We start from the raw sequence: 15962 nt of genomic DNA, 5'->3' as shown, positions 1-15962 counted from the left end.
AATGAAAATGAATAGCACAAATAAAGAAACGTTTGACAAACAAACCATAACCGCATAATAATATGTCTAATTATTCATTTTACCTCTCGGGGAGGCTTTATCTTATGTCAGATTATTTAGTAATAGTAGAGTCCCCGGCGAAAGCGAAGACAATTGAACGCTATCTCGGGAAAAAATACAAGGTGCGCGCATCCATGGGGCATGTTCGGGATTTGCCGAAAAGCCAAATGGGCGTAGACATAGAACATAATTATGATCCAAAATACATTACGATCCGCGGCAAAGGCCCGGTTTTAAAAGAACTAAAAACAGCTGCCAAAAGAGCGAAAAAAATCTACCTCGCGGCTGACCCGGATCGCGAAGGAGAAGCGATTGCCTGGCATTTGGCGCATTCACTAAACATTGATACTGCCTCTGACTGCCGGGTCGTATTTAACGAGATTACCAAAGACGCGATCAAGGAATCTTTTAAGCACCCGCGGCCAATTAATATGGATTTGGTGGATGCCCAGCAGGCACGGCGGATTCTTGACCGGCTTGTCGGCTATAATATCAGTCCGTTATTGTGGAAAAAAGTAAAAAAGGGCCTGAGTGCTGGACGTGTTCAATCAGTGGCTCTTCGCCTTGTGATTGATCGTGAAAATGAAATTAAAATATTTGTACCAGAAGAATATTGGACCATTGAAGCAGAATTTACAAAAGGAACGGATACATTCAATGCTTCTTTTTACGGGTTAAATGGCAAAAAAGAAAAGCTTTCATCAGAAGCCGATGTAAAAAAAGTGCTGGCTGCGATTGAAGGGAATCAGTTTTCGATTCAAACCGTTACAAAAAAAGAACGCCGGCGTAATCCAGCTGCTGCGTTTACCACTTCTTCGCTGCAGCAGGAAGCGGCACGCAAATTAAATTTTCGAGCGAAAAAAACAATGATGCTCGCCCAGCAATTGTATGAAGGAATCGACCTTGGCAAGGAAGGCACGGTGGGTTTGATCACGTATATGAGAACGGATTCAACACGCGTCTCGGAAGTAGCGCAGTCGGAAAGCCTGGAGTACATCACTGCTCATTATGGAAAAGAATATGTGAAAGAGCAGGGGCAAAAAAGCGAATCAAAGAAAAAAGGTGCCCAGGATGCCCATGAAGCGATTCGTCCGACCAGCACGATGCGTGAGCCGTCCGCACTGAAAGATTTTCTTTCGCGGGATCAGCATCGCCTTTATAAGCTCATATGGGAGAGATTTATCGCGAGTCAAATGGCCGCAGCTGTAATGGATACCGTCAGCACAGATATTGTAAACGGTGATGTGATGTTCCGGGCAACGGGGTCAAAAGTAAAGTTTCCTGGCTTTATGAAAGTATATGTAGAAGGTACGGATGACACAAAAGAAGAAAAAGAAAACTTTCTGCCAAATCTCGAAAAAGGGGATACGGTGCAATCAAAGGAAATTGATCCAAAGCAGCACTTTACTCAGCCGCCGCCCCGTTATACAGAAGCCCGTCTTGTTAAAACGCTGGAAGAGCTCGGCATTGGGCGTCCGTCCACGTATGCACCTACTCTTGACACGATTCAAAAACGCGGATACGTGGCACTGGATAATAAGCGTTTTGTTCCGACAGAACTGGGAACGATCGTCCACGAATTGATGGCCGAGTTTTTTGCGGATATTATCGATGTGGAATTTACGGTGAAAATGGAACGTGACCTTGATAATGTAGAAGAAGGCATTAAAAAATGGGCAGCCGTTATTGATGAGTTCTACAAGGGCTTTGAAGGCCATCTGGAAAAAGCAGAAAAAGAAATGGAACAGGTTGAAATAAAGGATGAGCCTGCTGGTGAGGATTGTGAAAAATGCGGCCATGAAATGGTCTTTAAAATGGGCCGCTTCGGGAAGTTTATGGCATGCAGTAACTTCCCGGACTGCCGAAATACAAAAGCCATTGTAAAAGAAATCGGTGTGAAATGCCCTAAGTGTGCAGAAGGTAATATAATAGAAAGAAAAAGTAAAAAACGGCGTATTTTTTATGGCTGTGACCAATTCCCTGGATGCGATTTTCTATCGTGGGATAAGCCAATTGAGCGCCCATGTCCGAAATGCGGAAAACTGCTCGTTGAGAAAAAGCTGAAAAAAGGCGTGCAGATTCAATGCACAGAATGTGATTATAAGGAACAGCCGCAGTCTTAAAGTGGTGAAAGCCGCCTTGTTTGGAGCAAAACAAGGCGGCTTTTTGCATGGACAACAACATTTTGCTTTTTTTCTACAAGCAGGTAGTGTACAATGCTTAATGGACATACGGGTACGTACCTTTAAAGCAGGGGGAAACAACGATGAATCAACCAATTAACGTAATCGGAGCGGGACTTGCGGGCAGCGAAGCCGCCTTTCAAATAGCAGAACGGGGCTTGCAGGTCCGCTTATACGAAATGCGCCCGGTTAAACAAACACCAGCGCATCATACAGATAAATTTGCCGAGCTTGTGTGCAGCAATTCATTGCGGGCAAACGGGCTGACAAATGCGGTTGGCGTGTTAAAAGAAGAAATGCGCCGTTTAAATTCAGTGATTATCAGTTCAGCAGATGCATGTGCGGTTCCGGCGGGCGGTGCACTGGCTGTAGACCGGCATGAATTTGCGGGACACGTAACAGAGCGGGTGAAAAATCATCCGAATGTAACCGTGATTAATGAAGAAGTAACGGAAATTCCAGAAGGGATTACCATTATTGCAACAGGTCCTCTGACAACGAGCGGATTAGCTGAAAAAATAAAAGAGCTTACAGGGGAAGAATATTTATACTTTTATGACGCGGCAGCACCGATTGTTGAAAAAGACAGTATTGATATGAATATTGTGTATTTAAAATCCCGCTATGACAAAGGGGAAGCGGCTTATTTAAACTGCCCGATGAATGAAGAAGAGTTTGACCGTTTTTACGAAGCATTGATCGCGGCCGAAACGGTGCCGTTAAAAGAATTTGAAAAAGAAATTTTCTTTGAAGGCTGTATGCCGATTGAAGTTATGGCCAGCCGGGGCAAGAAAACCATGCTGTTTGGCCCGATGAAGCCGGTCGGACTGGAAGATCCACGTACAGGAAAGCGCCCATACGCAGTAGTGCAGCTTCGCCAGGATAACGCAGCCGGAACACTTTACAACATTGTTGGTTTTCAAACCCACTTGAAATGGGGGCCGCAAAAAGAAGTGCTTCAGCTTATTCCGGGACTTCAAAATGTTGAAATTGTTCGTTACGGAGTAATGCACCGCAATACGTTTATTAATTCACCAAAAGCGCTGCTGCCAACTTATCAGCTAAAAAGCCGTCCAACACTTTTCTTTGCCGGACAAATGACTGGCGTAGAAGGATATGTAGAGTCAGCGGCAAGCGGCTTAATGGCAGGAATTAATGCTGCAAGGCTGGCACTTGGACAGGATCCGGTAACCGCACCGCAGGAAACAGCTATTGGCGGCATGGCACACTATATTACGCATACATCCCCGGATAATTTTCAGCCGATGAATGCCAACTTTGGGTTGTTCCCGGCGTTGCCAGAGAAAATTAAAGGCAAAAAAGAACGGTACAAAGCGCTCGCTGGGCGGGCTTTAGAAACAATTCAAACTTTTTCGAAAAGTTTGTAAATTTCTTGCGAAGGGCTGCTGACATATGCTATTATGTAGTAGCCCTTTTGTGAGGTGGGAAAATGTCTAAACTTTTCAAAAATTATACAAACTCTTATTTTGCTTACCTGCAAATTGAAAAAAACAGCTCTGTTCATACGGTAAAGAATTATCGTGATGATCTGGAGCACTTTTTTATGTTCATGAATGAACAGCTTATTACAGAATTAACAGATGTAACGCATCAAACAGCGCGCTTATATTTAACCTTGCTTCATGAGAAAAAAATGGCGCGGGCGTCTGTTTCACGAAAAATATCGGCCCTTCGCGGGTTTTATCGTTTTTTAATGAGGGAAAATGTCGTAACGGAAAATCCGTTTTTGCTTGTGCATCGGCCGAAAGGAACAAAGAAGCTCCCGTCTTTTTTTTATGAAGAGGAAATGAGGGAGCTATTTGAAGCGGCAGAAGGGACAGATCCCCTGTCTATCCGAAATCGGGCGCTGCTTGAAATCCTCTACGGGACGGGTATTCGTGTCAGTGAGTGTGCGGCGATTGAGCTGCCCGATTTGGATGCGCGCCTCGGTGTTCTTCTCGTCCATGGAAAAGGCGGGAAAGAAAGGTACGTGCCATACGGCAGTTTTGCAGCAGAGGCTGTGGAACATTACAATCAAAACAGCCGGCCCCTTTTAATGAAGAAAAATGAACATAGTAAATTGTTTGTGAACTTCAGGGGTGCGCCAATCACGACTGGCGGAATCCGCCATATTTTAAATGATTTAATTCAAAAAGCTTCGTTATCAGGGAAAATTCATCCGCATATGCTAAGGCATACGTTCGCAACGCATATGTTAAATAACGGCGCGGATATGAGAACGGTACAGGAGCTGCTTGGGCATGCCAGCCTTTCGTCTACCCAAATGTACACACATATTACGAAAGAACACCTGCAGCATACATACCGCAATCATCATCCACGTGCATAAAGGAGAGAGAAGAAGTGGGAGAATTTCATGCAACAACGATATTTGCTGTTAAGCACAATGGATCTTCAGCGATGGCTGGAGATGGACAAGTAACGTTTGGCAACGCGGTTGTAATGAAGCACACGGCTAAAAAAGTACGTCGCCTTTTTAATGGAAAAGTCGTCGCTGGCTTTGCCGGATCAGTTGCGGATGCGTTTACGTTATTTGAGCTTTTTGAAAAAAAACTGAATGAATACAGCGGCAATCTGCAGCGGGCAGCTGTCGAGCTTGCCAAGGAGTGGCGTACTGATAAAATGCTTCGCCGTCTGGAAGCCATGCTGATCGTGATGGATAAAGACAATTTACTCCTTGTATCGGGTACAGGCGAAGTCATTGAACCGGATGACGGCATTTTAGCGATTGGATCGGGCGGGAATTATGCTTTGTCAGCAGGACGGGCACTCAAGCAATATGCTGTAGGGCTGACTGCGGCGGAAATTGCAGAAGCCGCCTTGAAAACGGCAGCAGATATATGTGTATACACGAACCATAATATTATTGTGGAAGAACTGTAGTGAGGAGTGAAAAAATGAAGCCAAATACGATGAATATGACACCGCGCCAAATTGTCGAGCGTCTTGATCAATATATTGTAGGACAAAAAGAAGCGAAAAAGTCTGTCGCTGTTGCGCTTCGTAACCGGTACCGCAGAAGTTTGCTTGATGAAGCGATTCGTGATGAAGTCGTGCCGAAAAATATACTCATGATTGGGCCGACTGGGGTGGGGAAAACAGAAATTGCCCGTCGTATGGCCAAGCTTGCAGGTGCGCCATTTATTAAAGTGGAAGCCACAAAGTTTACCGAAGTGGGCTACGTCGGCAGGGATGTTGAATCAATGGTGCGGGATTTGGCTGAAACGGCCGTCCGGCTCGTCAAAGAAGAAAAGATGAACGAAGTAAAGGAACCGGCCAAAGAAGCGGCAAACCGCCGTCTTGTCGAGCTGCTTGTTCCATCACGCAAAAAAAGCACATCGGTTAAAAATCCGTTTGAAATGCTGTTTGGAGGACAGAACAGCCAGCAGGAAGAACCAGATGATTCAACTGAAGATATGTCTATTTTTGAAAAACGCCGTGCAGTTGAGCAAAAGCTTGCAGCCGGAGAACTTGAAAATGAAACCATTACGGTGGAAGTGGAAGAGCAGCCGCCTTCTATGTTTGATTTGTTTCAAGGCTCCGGAATGGAGCAAATGGGGATGAATATGCAGGATGCTCTTGGCGGACTGATGCCGAAAAAAAAGAAAAAGAAAAAGCTTGCTGTGAAAGACGCCCGCTCTGTACTGGAACAGGAAGAAGCCCAAAAGCTGATTGATATGGATGAGGTTACACAGGAAGCAGTTAGACGTGCCGAACAAACCGGGATTATATTCATTGATGAAGTGGATAAAATAGCGGTAAAAGGCGGTGCATCTTCAGGAGCCAATGTTTCACGCGAAGGAGTTCAGCGCGACATTCTGCCAATTGTAGAAGGGTCAACCATTGTGACGAAATACGGGACGGTTAAAACAGACTATATTCTATTTATTGCAGCAGGCGCCTTTCACATGTCTAAGCCGTCTGATTTAATCCCAGAGCTGCAAGGGCGCTTCCCGATCCGGGTTGAATTAGAGAAGCTGTCAACAGACGATTTTGTTCGAATTTTAGTAGAGCCGGATAATGCGCTTCTTAAGCAGTATAAAGCATTGCTTGAAACAGAAGGCATCCATGTTGAATTTACAGATGAAGCTGTTCAGCGCCTGGCCGAAATTGCTTTTCATGTGAACAGTGAAACAGACAATATCGGTGCCCGCCGTCTGCATACAATCATGGAAAAGCTGCTTGAAGATTTATCTTTTGAAGCACCAGACATTACGATGGAAAAAATCACAATCACACCGCAATACGTAGATGAGAAATTATCTGCTATTTCACAGAACAAAGATTTAAGCGAATTTATTTTATAATCAATCGGAGGAACTGCATCATGAATCTTTTAGAGAAAACAAGAAAAATTAATCAAATGCTGCAAAACGCGGCAGGTAAAACGGTGAACTTTAAAGAAATGGCTGAATCCCTTTCTGAAGTAATTGAAGCGAATATTTTTGTCGTGAGCCGCCGCGGAAAACTGCTTGGCTTTGGCGTAAACCAGCAAATTGAAAACGAGCGAATGAAACAAATGCTCGTTGAACGCCAATTTCCAGAGCAATACACAAAAAGCCTGTTTAATTTAACTGAAACATCATCCAACTTAGATGTAAACAGTGAATACACCGCTTTTCCAGTGGAAAACAAGGAGCTGTTTCAAAACGGCTTAACAACGATTGTACCGATCGTAGGTGCTGGTGAGCGTCTTGGTACACTTGTACTGGCTCGATTAGAAGAACAATTCCATGATGATGATTTGATTTTAGCGGAGTACGGAGCAACAGTCGTTGGAATGGAAATTCTTCGTGAAAAAGCGGAAGAAATGCAGGAAGAAGCCCGCAGTAAAGCGGTAGTGCAAATGGCCATCAGCTCTCTTTCCTACAGCGAGCTGGAAGCAATCGAGCACATTTTCGAAGAATTAGATGGGAAAGAAGGACTGCTGGTTGCGTCTAAAATTGCAGACCGTGTGGGCATTACCCGCTCTGTTATTGTAAACGCGCTTCGTAAGCTTGAAAGTGCCGGGGTGATCGAATCACGTTCGCTTGGTATGAAAGGCACATATATCAAAGTCCTAAACAATAAATTCTTGATGGAATTGGAAAAACTGAAATCAAATTAACAGAAAACACCTGCAGTAACAAATACTGCAGGTGTTTTTTTGTCGATTTTTTTATGATAATAATACCAAAAATGTTTAAGTATGAGAGTATTATGTCAATTTATTCTTTAGTTATAGGAAATATGAAATTTTTTTGTTATTTTTGTTAAGTAGGTGTCGAAAAATGTCTTTTATGTTATATTTCTTTAAGTGTATAATTTATTAACAAAATAACTAAAGAATTCAAGGTACTGGAGTGGTTAAATTGAACCTGTTTTCAAATTCAATCACTTCTTTAGAACGAGGTTTGGATTACGCGGCTTTAAAGCAAAAAACGATTGCTGATAATATTGCCAATGTCGATACACCAAACTATAAGGCTAAAGAGGTAAACTTCAAGGAAATATTGGAAAATAATCAAAATGATTTTAAAAATAACCGAACGGATCAGCGTCATTTTCATTTTTCCGCTCAATCACCAAACCATGTCATTATGACTGCACGAAATATGTCCTACAACGAAAATGGAAATAGTGTAGATTTAGATGCCGAAATGTCCAAAATGGCAGAAAATCAAATTTATTATAATGCACTGACAGACCGGCTTAGTTCAAAGTATGCTTCTCTGACAAATATCATAAAAGGAGGCAGATAAATATGTTTAACGGAATGAACATTACGGCATCTGCCCTGACTGCACAGCGTCTGCGTATGGATGTTATTTCTTCTAATATGGCAAATGCTGAATCTACCCGGGCAAAGCTCGTGGATGGAGAATGGCAGCCTTATCAGCGTAAATCCGTTGTGCTGCAGCCGAAAGGAAATTCGTTTTCAAGCTTTTTGCAGATGGCGTCAAACCGCCAGGAAGCAGGAAACGGTGTAAAAGTGACTAAAATCATTGAAGATACAGAAACACCTAATAAAATGGTTTATGACCCAGAACATCCTGATGCGAATGAAGAGGGCTATGTAAGCATGCCAAATGTAGACCCTTTACGGGAAATGGTTGATTTAATGAGTACAACCCGCTCTTATGAGGCGAATGTAACGGTTTTCAATGCTTCGAAGGCTATGATGACTAAAGCGCTTGAAATTGGGAAATAAGGAAATAAGGAGATGATTTAAATGGCGATTGAAGCATTAAATGCGGTTTCTACACCTGCGATCGAAACATCTGCTTTAAAAAAAGCAGCTACACCCTATGAATCTCAGCAAAAATTCGCGGATTTTTTAAAAGATTCGTTGAATACTGTCATGAAAACGGAAGCGGAGTCAAACTCGCTGACGGCAAAAATGATCAATGGTGAAAATGTCGATATCCATCAAGTGATGTCAGCCGCTCAAAAATCAGGCATCACCATGCAGTTAACATTGGAAGTCCGTAATAAAGCTGTAGAAGCTTATCAGGAAATGATGCGGATGCAGATGTAATAGATCATGACCGAATGAAGTGACCGGGGGATTGTAATGAACGAAAATATAAAACAACAGCTTGCAAGAATAAAAGAATATTGGAACAGCCGGTCAAAAAAACAAAAAGTGATTGGAATATCATCCTTTGCTCTTTTTGTTATTGCGTTGTCACTAATCGTTTTTTTGACTAACAGAACGACAATGGTTCCTCTTTACAGCGAGCTTGCTCCTTCAGAGATTGGTGCTGTAAAAGAAAATCTCGACGGGCGGGGTATTCCGTACGAAGTGACTGAAGGAGGAACCAGTATCCTTGTGCCGGAAGAATCGGTCGATACGCTTAAAGTGGATCTAGCCGCTGAAGGCCTTCCGCAGTCCGGTACGATCGATTACAGCTTTTTCAGCGAAAATGCCGGGTTCGGAATGACGGACAATGAATTTAATGTTCTTAAGCTTGATGCGATGCAAACCGAGCTTAGCAATCTTATTTCTGAGATTGATGGAGTAAAAGATGCGAAGGTTATGATTAACCTGCCGCAGCAGCAAATTTTCGTTACCGATGAAGCAGAAAAAGCATCTGCTTCGGTTGTGCTGAATACGGAACCAGGCTATCAATTTGATGAAAAACAAATTAAGTCCCTCTATCACTTAGTATCCAAAAGTGTCCCGAACCTTCCTGTCGAAAATATTGCCATTATGAATCAAAATTTTGAATACTACGACCTTGCGAGTGCAGGAAGCGGTTCGGGCGATTCATTCGAACAGCAGCTGGCTGTGAAAAAACAAGTGGAACGCGATGTACAGCGGCAGGTACAAAGTATGCTTGGCACACTGATGGGCGCGGACAAGGTGGTTGCAACAGTTACAGCCGATATTGACTTTACCCAGGAGAATCGAGAAGAAAACCTGATAGAGCCGGTTGACGAAGAAAACATGGAAGGTATCCAAATCAGTGCTCAAAGAATTACCGAAACCTATTCAGGGGATGCAGCAGGAGCAGGAGGCGTTCCGCAGGCAGAAGAAGAAGGAGACACAGCCACTTCTTACCTTGAGGGAGCAACAGGTACAGGTGATTACGAGCGGACAGAGGAAACGGTCAATAACGAAGTAAACCGGATTCGCCGGGAAATCAAAGAAAGTCCTTATAAGATCCGGGACTTAGGTATCCAGGTTATGGTAGAGCCGCCAACGCCGAATGATCCAAACTCCATGCCTGACCAAAGCGTGGAAGAAATCCAGCAGCTGCTCGGCAACATTGTCAGAACGTCTATTGATGAAAGCTATAATACTGATTTAACAGACCAGGCACTTGAAGATAAAATTACGGTTTCAGTTCAGGAATTAAATGGGAAAGTTACATTTGAGGAAGAAGAAACATCCTCTGTTCCATGGTGGGTATATCTCATTGGGGCTATTCTTCTTGTCATTATTGGTGTGCTCGTCTTCATGATGGTAAGAAGACGCCGTGAGGAAGAAGAAGAATTCGAGGAAGAATTAGAAGAAGAGATTGAAGCACTGTTGACTGAAACAGAGAGCAGCACAAGACGGAAACAGTTAGAAAAAATGGCGAAAGAAAAACCAGAAGAGTTTGCAAAACTGCTTCGTACTTGGCTGTCTGAGGAATAGGAGGGCAATATGGCGATACGTGAGAAGAAACTGACCGGAAAACAAAAAGCCGCAATCCTGCTTATTTCTCTTGGACCGGATTACTCGGCTTCTGTTTACAAACATTTATCAGAAGAAGAAATTGAACGGCTAACACTGGAAATTTCGGGTGTGAAAAAAGTAGATACCGAGATTAAAGAAGAAGTGTTTGAAGAATTTCATAATATTGCATTGGCGCAGGATTATATTTCCCAGGGTGGGATCGGTTATGCCAAAACTGTTCTTGAAAAAGCGCTCGGTGCTGACCAGGCGCAAAATATTATTAACCGTTTAACATCGTCCCTGCAGGTTCGGCCGTTTGATTTTGCTCGCCGGGCAGACCCGGGACAAATATTAAACTTTATTCAAAATGAGCACCCGCAGACGATTGCTTTGATTCTTTCTTATTTGGATCCGCAGCAGGCAGGGCAGATTTTATCGGAGCTGCCGCAGGAAGTTCAAGCGGATATCGCAAAAAGAATTGCCATTATGGACAGCACGTCTCCAGAAATTATCAATGAAGTTGAAGCGATTTTAGAACGGAAATTGAGCTCAACGGTAACGCAGGATTATACACAGACAGGCGGAGTGGAAGCGGTCGTTGAAGTGCTGAATGGTGTAGACCGCTCAACGGAAAAAACGATTTTGGATGCACTTGAAATACAAGATCCTGAATTGGCAGAAGAAATTAAAAAGCGCATGTTTGTGTTTGAAGATATTGTTACACTGGATAACCGCTCTATTCAGCGTGTTATTCGCGACTGTGAAAATGAAGACTTGCTGCTTTCTCTTAAAGTTTCAAGCGAGGAAGTGCGTGAAGTGGTTTTCCGTAATATGTCTCAGCGAATGGTGGAGACGTTTAAAGAAGAAATGGAATATATGGGCCCTGTCCGGCTTCGTGATGTGGAAGAAGCGCAGTCACGAATTGTTGCGACGATTCGCCGTCTAGAGGAAACGGGAGAAATTATCATTGCTCGTGGCGGAGGAGATGATATTATTGTCTAATTTTGAACGGTATGAGTGGCCGATAGAACAAGAAGCGAGTACACGAATCATTGGCATAAAGCCTATTTACACACGCAATGAACAAAAAGAAGCAGTTGCACCGGATTTTTCTCATGAACGATCACAAGTGTTAGAAGAAGCAAACCGCCAGGCACAAAGAATTTTAGAAGAGGCTGAAACGAAGCGGCAGCGGATCGAACAAGAATCTGCCGCCTGGCAGCAAAATTGGGTGCAGGAAAAAGAACGCCTGCAAAAAGAAGCCTATGACCAGGCGTTTCAGCAGGGAGCAGAACAAGGAAGAGCAGCCGGATACAATGAGATGAAAGAGCTGATTGAAGAAGCACATTCTATCGTGGCATCTTCGAAAATTGAATACGAAAAAAATGTTGAGCGGTCAGAACGTACCATCATAGAGCTTGCTGTTATCTGCGCAGAAAAAATTCTGCGTACAGAGCTCGATCAAAACGAAGATGCTTTTATGAGTATCATTCGTTCAGCATTAAAAGAAACAAAAAACCAAAAAGAAATTCAAATTCATGTTCATCCAGGAAAATATGAATTGGTCATTTCACAAAAAGATGAAATAGAAGCTCTATTCCCAAATGAAATCAACTGCTATATTTTTCCGAATGAAGAAGCAGGGGAAAACGCCTGCTTTATTGAAACATCCAATGGCCGAATTGATGCCGGCGTTGATACACAGCTGCACCAGCTGCGTAAAACGCTGCTTCAATTGCTGGAGAGTGAATAAGAGATGAAAGCACAGGACTTAAAGCATGTGATCCCGACTCTTGATTCATTTAAAAGATATGGACGGGTAAAAAGGGTTGTCGGCTTAATGATTGAATCACAAGGTCCAGAAAGCTCTATTGGTGATATTTGTTTGATCCATTCGAAAGACAATAAACGGACCATTATGGCCGAGGTAACCGGGTTTCGGGATGAAATGATGATCTTAATGCCATACCGGAATATAAACGAAATTTCACCGGGCAGCCTTGTAGAATCACTCGGTCACCCTCTTCAAGTAAAATCAGGACCGGCTTTGATCGGTAAAATTATTGATTCGCTTGGAGAACCTTTTGACGATTCTGTGCTGCCGCGGACGTTGACGCCGATTGAAACAGAATCAGATCCGCCAAATCCGATGACAAGACCGCCAATACGGGAAAAGCTTGAAGTCGGTGTACGGGCTATTGATGGGATGCTGACAGTAGGGAAAGGCCAGCGGGTCGGTATTTTTGCAGGAAGCGGTGTTGGGAAAAGCACACTGCTTGGCATGATTGCCCGCAATACAAAAGCAGATTTAAACGTCATTGCTTTGATTGGGGAGCGCGGCCGTGAAGTGCGTGAATTTATTGAACGGGACCTTGGCCCCGAAGGAATGAAAAAGTCGATTGTAGTCGCCGCCACTTCAGACCAGCCGGCACTGATGCGTATTAAAGGAGCATTTACCGCTACAGCCATTGCTGAGTACTTTCGGGATAAAGGGCTGAATGTCATGCTTATGATGGATTCAGTCACGCGGGTTGCCATGGCACAGCGTGAAATCGGGCTGGCCGTTGGAGAGCCTCCTGCCACCAAAGGATACACGCCATCCGTTTTTGCAATTATGCCAAAGTTGTTGGAACGCACAGGAACAAACGAACATGGAACGATTACTGCTTTTTATACCGTGCTCGTAGATGGTGATGACATGAATGAACCGATTGCAGATGCCGTGCGGGGAATATTGGATGGACACATTGTGTTAGACCGTGAACTCGCGAACAAGGGGCAGTACCCAGCTATAAACGTATTAAAAAGTGTCAGCCGTCTTATGCCCCATATCGTCAGCCGAAGCCATTATGATGCGGCAGTAGCAGTAAGGGATTCGTTAAATACGTATTTAAACTCTGAAGATTTGATTAACATCGGTGCATATAAAAGAGGGTCATCCGCTGAGATTGATAGAGCCATTCAAAACTATCAGCCGATTCTCTCGTTTTTAAAACAGCGGACGGATGAGCAGGCCGGACTGGATGAAACAGAAGCCGGTTTAGTTCATCTAGCCCAAGGAAGGGACAGTTAATGCATGTCATTTAATTATAAATTCGAGAAAATTATGCAGCTTCGTGAACGTGAAAAAGAGGAGTCTGAGAACGTATTCAGAGAAGCACAGGGCCAATTTGAAACGGAAGCAAACAAACTGTATGAGCTGTTAAAGAAAAAAGAAGATTTAATCGCCGTGCAGGAACAAAAAATGAAATCCGGTTTTTCTGTACTCGATATTCAGCACTATCAGCAGTTTATCTCGAATTTGGAAAAATTAATTGATCAGCAGCAGCGAGTGGTTGTAACAGCACGCGGCCGGATGCAGTGGTGTGAACAGCAGCTAAAGGAAAAAAATATAGAAGTAAAAAAATACAGCAAAATCCGAGCGAATGAATTAACGCATTATCGCAAATGGGCAGCTTCAGAAGAAGCAAAGCAAATGGACGAGCTTTCATCCATTCAGTTTATGAACCGAAAGATCAGGTGATGAACACATGGCAGGAAAAAAGAAAAAAAAAGTTCCGGCTGATATGGAGGAAAAAAACAGTTACAACCCTTTTCAATGGCTGCTGTTTATCGTTGTTATTCCCTTGTTGTTTGCACTGACTGTTGGTTTGGTTGTCATGACGATTGCCGGCGTAAACGTATTTGAAAAAACAAAGGAAGTAGCAGCGAATATTCCTTATGTATCAGAATGGACTGGAGCAACCGAACAAGACGGTAAAACAGACAGCGAAAAAGTAGTAGAGCTGCAGGCGGAAATCAAAAACAAACAAGCAAAGATTGATCAGCTGTCGGATGATCTTGAAAGCTCCAAAGCGGAAATCGAAGAATTGTTAACAGAGCAGGACCGGCTGAATGCCCAGCTTAAGCAGCTTCAGAACCAGCAAACAGAAACAGCCGCAACGGAAGAAAAAAGTGTAGCGAACAATGTTGCCAAAACATATGAATCAATGGATGAAGAAAGTATTGCCGGAATTATTACGAACTTAACAAACAATGAAGCAGTCGCGATTTTGCAGGAATTAAGTGTTGAAAAACAAGCAGCGATTTTTGAAAACCTAGACGCGAAAAAAGCCGCTGAATATACAAAAATATTATCGAACGAATGAGAATTATGAAGTAAAATGTGAGATAATGCGGGAGGAAAAAAGAGGGGTGACAAATGATGCAGATTACTTTAGGGTCTAGTTCTTTACCACTATCTAATGGACCTCTGTTAAATCCAGCCGGAGCCGGCGGTACAGGAGGATTTGGCAGCCTGCTGCTTGGTTCTGTTCAACAGGCTGTTCAAAACCCGGCTGTTTTGGTTCCGTCCACAAGCACTACTTCCAACGACTTATCTGCTTTGTTGGCTTCTTTGTTCAACAGTGCTGGCGGCTCTGAGCCGGCAGAAGAACTAGTTGGAAAAAAAGCGGAGCTCTTAACACTAGCCGAAGAGCTTGTTGAAAAAGGAGAAATGCCTACGCTTCAAGAACTGGCGGTTCTACTGCAAACGGATGTGGAAACACTGCAGCATTCCCTCCAGAAGCTGATTCACGCAGTAAATGGAAGTGCAGAAGAAGCGGGTTTAGAGAACCCATTAGAGGATACGGGAAACCCGGAAACAGACGAAACGCTGTCAATTGAACAGCTAACAGCTTTAATAAGTCAGCTTAGTGAACAAGTGCCGCCTTTATTGAAAGAAGCCGATAAGCCATTCGTCGTAACAGCCATAAGGGCAGCACAGCTCATAAACTATTTTGCCCAGCATATACAAAAGCCGGAGCCTCGTTTTCAAGCATTGCAAACCGCATTGGAAAATGCAGAAGCGCTGGTAAAACAGCAGCTTAATAACGTCCTGCCACAAACAAAACAAACGGGACTGCAGAGTGCTGCTGGTCTTCAAGTCAATACCACTCCTGTAAATCAAGCGAGTTTGGAGGCAGCATTTACAAATTATAAAAGAATTCAAGGGCCAGAAAATTCGACTGAAAGCAAAGTCGCTGCTTTAAAGCCGGCTGCACAGGCTGCAGAAGCTGTGAACCCGGTGTTGCATCCGCTCTCTAAAACAGAACAGTTTGTGATGAGTGTGAAAACAACGCCGCGGCCAATGAATATGGAGCAGTTTATCCAAAAATTTGAACAAATTTTGGGCAGCTCTAACATGCTGAGAATGCCAAATGGAACAAAAATGCTGATTAAGCTTTATCCGGAGCAGCTTGGCTCTCTCCGTATTGAACTGCTTCAGCAAAACGGGGTGATGACAGCTAAAATTTTATCATCGACTCAAACAGTGAAAGAACTGCTTGAACAAAATGCCCACCAATTAAAGCATGCATTCAGCCAGCAAAACGTGACAATCGATAAATTGGACATCATAAGTTCGGAAACGAAACAGCAGCTGTTTGACCGAGGTGCCCAGCAGCAGCGCCAGCAGGAACAAAAACAGCCGGAACAGGAATCAACAGAGCAGAACGAGACTGAAATGCTCTCTACCTTTGAGGAAGCATTGCAAAACGTTACATTGGAGGTGTAAT

General features: G+C 43.5%; 16 protein-coding genes. All 16 read left to right on the top strand.

Features of this window, described 5'->3' with window-relative positions:
* The first annotated feature begins 104 nt into the window (after window positions 1–104).
* The 16 genes from topA to RRU94_RS19610 all read left to right on the top strand — a co-directional run bounded on the left by topA (window position 105) and on the right by RRU94_RS19610 (window position 15961).
* Complete coding sequence (topA, locus tag RRU94_RS19685; RefSeq protein ID WP_315692545.1) at window positions 105–2183, top strand: type I DNA topoisomerase; 2079 nt, start codon at window positions 105–107, stop codon at window positions 2181–2183.
* 143 nt (window positions 2184–2326) lie between these two features.
* Window positions 2327–3631: an FADH(2)-oxidizing methylenetetrahydrofolate--tRNA-(uracil(54)-C(5))-methyltransferase TrmFO gene (trmFO, locus tag RRU94_RS19680; protein WP_315692544.1), complete on the top strand. Its 1305-nt coding sequence runs from the start codon at window positions 2327–2329 to the stop codon at window positions 3629–3631.
* Between the two features lie 62 nt (window positions 3632–3693).
* The gene (gene xerC, locus RRU94_RS19675; protein WP_309087074.1) at window positions 3694–4593 is read left to right on the top strand and encodes a tyrosine recombinase XerC; all 900 of its coding nucleotides are present in this window, start codon (window positions 3694–3696) and stop codon (window positions 4591–4593) included.
* A 14-nt stretch (window positions 4594–4607) separates the two neighbouring features.
* Complete coding sequence (gene hslV / locus RRU94_RS19670; protein ID WP_315692543.1) at window positions 4608–5147, top strand: ATP-dependent protease subunit HslV; 540 nt, start codon at window positions 4608–4610, stop codon at window positions 5145–5147.
* Window positions 5148–5176: 29 nt separating this feature from the next.
* Window positions 5177–6571: an ATP-dependent protease ATPase subunit HslU gene (hslU, locus tag RRU94_RS19665; protein ID WP_315696058.1), complete on the top strand. Its 1395-nt coding sequence runs from the start codon at window positions 5177–5179 to the stop codon at window positions 6569–6571.
* Between the two features lie 20 nt (window positions 6572–6591).
* On the top strand, window positions 6592–7371 hold the full coding sequence (gene codY / locus RRU94_RS19660) for a GTP-sensing pleiotropic transcriptional regulator CodY (RefSeq protein ID WP_251270249.1): 780 nt from the start codon (window positions 6592–6594) through the stop codon (window positions 7369–7371).
* 235 nt (window positions 7372–7606) lie between these two features.
* Complete coding sequence (gene flgB / locus RRU94_RS19655) at window positions 7607–8005, top strand: flagellar basal body rod protein FlgB (protein WP_315692542.1); 399 nt, start codon at window positions 7607–7609, stop codon at window positions 8003–8005.
* The gene (gene flgC, locus RRU94_RS19650) at window positions 8002–8454 is read left to right on the top strand and encodes a flagellar basal body rod protein FlgC (protein ID WP_315696055.1); all 453 of its coding nucleotides are present in this window, start codon (window positions 8002–8004) and stop codon (window positions 8452–8454) included. The genes flgB and flgC overlap by 4 nt, the downstream gene beginning before the upstream one ends.
* A 21-nt stretch (window positions 8455–8475) precedes the next feature.
* Window positions 8476–8781 (top strand): flagellar hook-basal body complex protein FliE, encoded by a 306-nt coding sequence (gene fliE / locus RRU94_RS19645; RefSeq protein ID WP_309087078.1) that lies wholly within the window; start codon window positions 8476–8478, stop codon window positions 8779–8781.
* A 36-nt stretch (window positions 8782–8817) separates the two neighbouring features.
* Entirely contained in the window at window positions 8818–10386 is a 1569-nt protein-coding gene (fliF, locus tag RRU94_RS19640; protein ID WP_315692541.1) for a flagellar basal-body MS-ring/collar protein FliF, read from the top strand.
* 9 nt (window positions 10387–10395) lie between these two features.
* Window positions 10396–11409, top strand: a complete 1014-nt coding sequence (fliG, locus tag RRU94_RS19635) for a flagellar motor switch protein FliG (RefSeq protein WP_242234424.1) — start codon at window positions 10396–10398, stop codon at window positions 11407–11409.
* On the top strand, window positions 11402–12160 hold the full coding sequence (gene fliH, locus RRU94_RS19630; protein ID WP_315692538.1) for a flagellar assembly protein FliH: 759 nt from the start codon (window positions 11402–11404) through the stop codon (window positions 12158–12160). Before fliG ends, fliH begins: the two co-directional genes overlap by 8 nt.
* Before the next feature lie 3 nt (window positions 12161–12163).
* Window positions 12164–13480 carry a flagellar protein export ATPase FliI gene (gene fliI / locus RRU94_RS19625; protein ID WP_315692537.1) on the top strand — a complete coding sequence of 439 codons (1317 nt, stop codon included), beginning with the start codon at window positions 12164–12166 and terminating at the stop codon, window positions 13478–13480.
* 3 nt (window positions 13481–13483) lie between these two features.
* Window positions 13484–13930 carry a flagellar export protein FliJ gene (gene fliJ, locus RRU94_RS19620; protein ID WP_315692536.1) on the top strand — a complete coding sequence of 149 codons (447 nt, stop codon included), beginning with the start codon at window positions 13484–13486 and terminating at the stop codon, window positions 13928–13930.
* A gap of 7 nt (window positions 13931–13937) precedes the next feature.
* Window positions 13938–14555: a MotE family protein gene (locus RRU94_RS19615; protein ID WP_315692535.1), complete on the top strand. Its 618-nt coding sequence runs from the start codon at window positions 13938–13940 to the stop codon at window positions 14553–14555.
* Between the two features lie 53 nt (window positions 14556–14608).
* Window positions 14609–15961, top strand: a complete 1353-nt coding sequence (locus RRU94_RS19610; protein ID WP_315692533.1) for a flagellar hook-length control protein FliK — start codon at window positions 14609–14611, stop codon at window positions 15959–15961.
* Window position 15962 lies beyond the last annotated feature (1 nt).

This window comes from Domibacillus sp. DTU_2020_1001157_1_SI_ALB_TIR_016, assembly GCF_032341995.1.
Taxonomy (GTDB): domain Bacteria; phylum Bacillota; class Bacilli; order Bacillales; family Domibacillaceae; genus Domibacillus; species Domibacillus indicus_A.
This window is presented reverse-complemented; position numbering and strand designations above follow the sequence as displayed.

Coding starts and splice junctions, on each gene's coding strand:
- topA (WP_315692545.1), top strand. CDS start 105: ATGTCAGATTATTTAGTAATAGTAGAGTCCCCGGCGAAAGCGAAGACA.
- trmFO (WP_315692544.1), top strand. CDS start 2,327: ATGAATCAACCAATTAACGTAATCGGAGCGGGACTTGCGGGCAGCGAA.
- xerC (WP_309087074.1), top strand. CDS start 3,694: ATGTCTAAACTTTTCAAAAATTATACAAACTCTTATTTTGCTTACCTG.
- hslU (WP_315696058.1), top strand. CDS start 5,177: ATGAATATGACACCGCGCCAAATTGTCGAGCGTCTTGATCAATATATT.
- codY (WP_251270249.1), top strand. CDS start 6,592: ATGAATCTTTTAGAGAAAACAAGAAAAATTAATCAAATGCTGCAAAAC.
- fliE (WP_309087078.1), top strand. CDS start 8,476: ATGGCGATTGAAGCATTAAATGCGGTTTCTACACCTGCGATCGAAACA.
- fliF (WP_315692541.1), top strand. CDS start 8,818: ATGAACGAAAATATAAAACAACAGCTTGCAAGAATAAAAGAATATTGG.
- fliG (WP_242234424.1), top strand. CDS start 10,396: ATGGCGATACGTGAGAAGAAACTGACCGGAAAACAAAAAGCCGCAATC.
- fliI (WP_315692537.1), top strand. CDS start 12,164: ATGAAAGCACAGGACTTAAAGCATGTGATCCCGACTCTTGATTCATTT.
- fliJ (WP_315692536.1), top strand. CDS start 13,484: ATGTCATTTAATTATAAATTCGAGAAAATTATGCAGCTTCGTGAACGT.
- RRU94_RS19615 (WP_315692535.1), top strand. CDS start 13,938: ATGGCAGGAAAAAAGAAAAAAAAAGTTCCGGCTGATATGGAGGAAAAA.
- RRU94_RS19610 (WP_315692533.1), top strand. CDS start 14,609: ATGATGCAGATTACTTTAGGGTCTAGTTCTTTACCACTATCTAATGGA.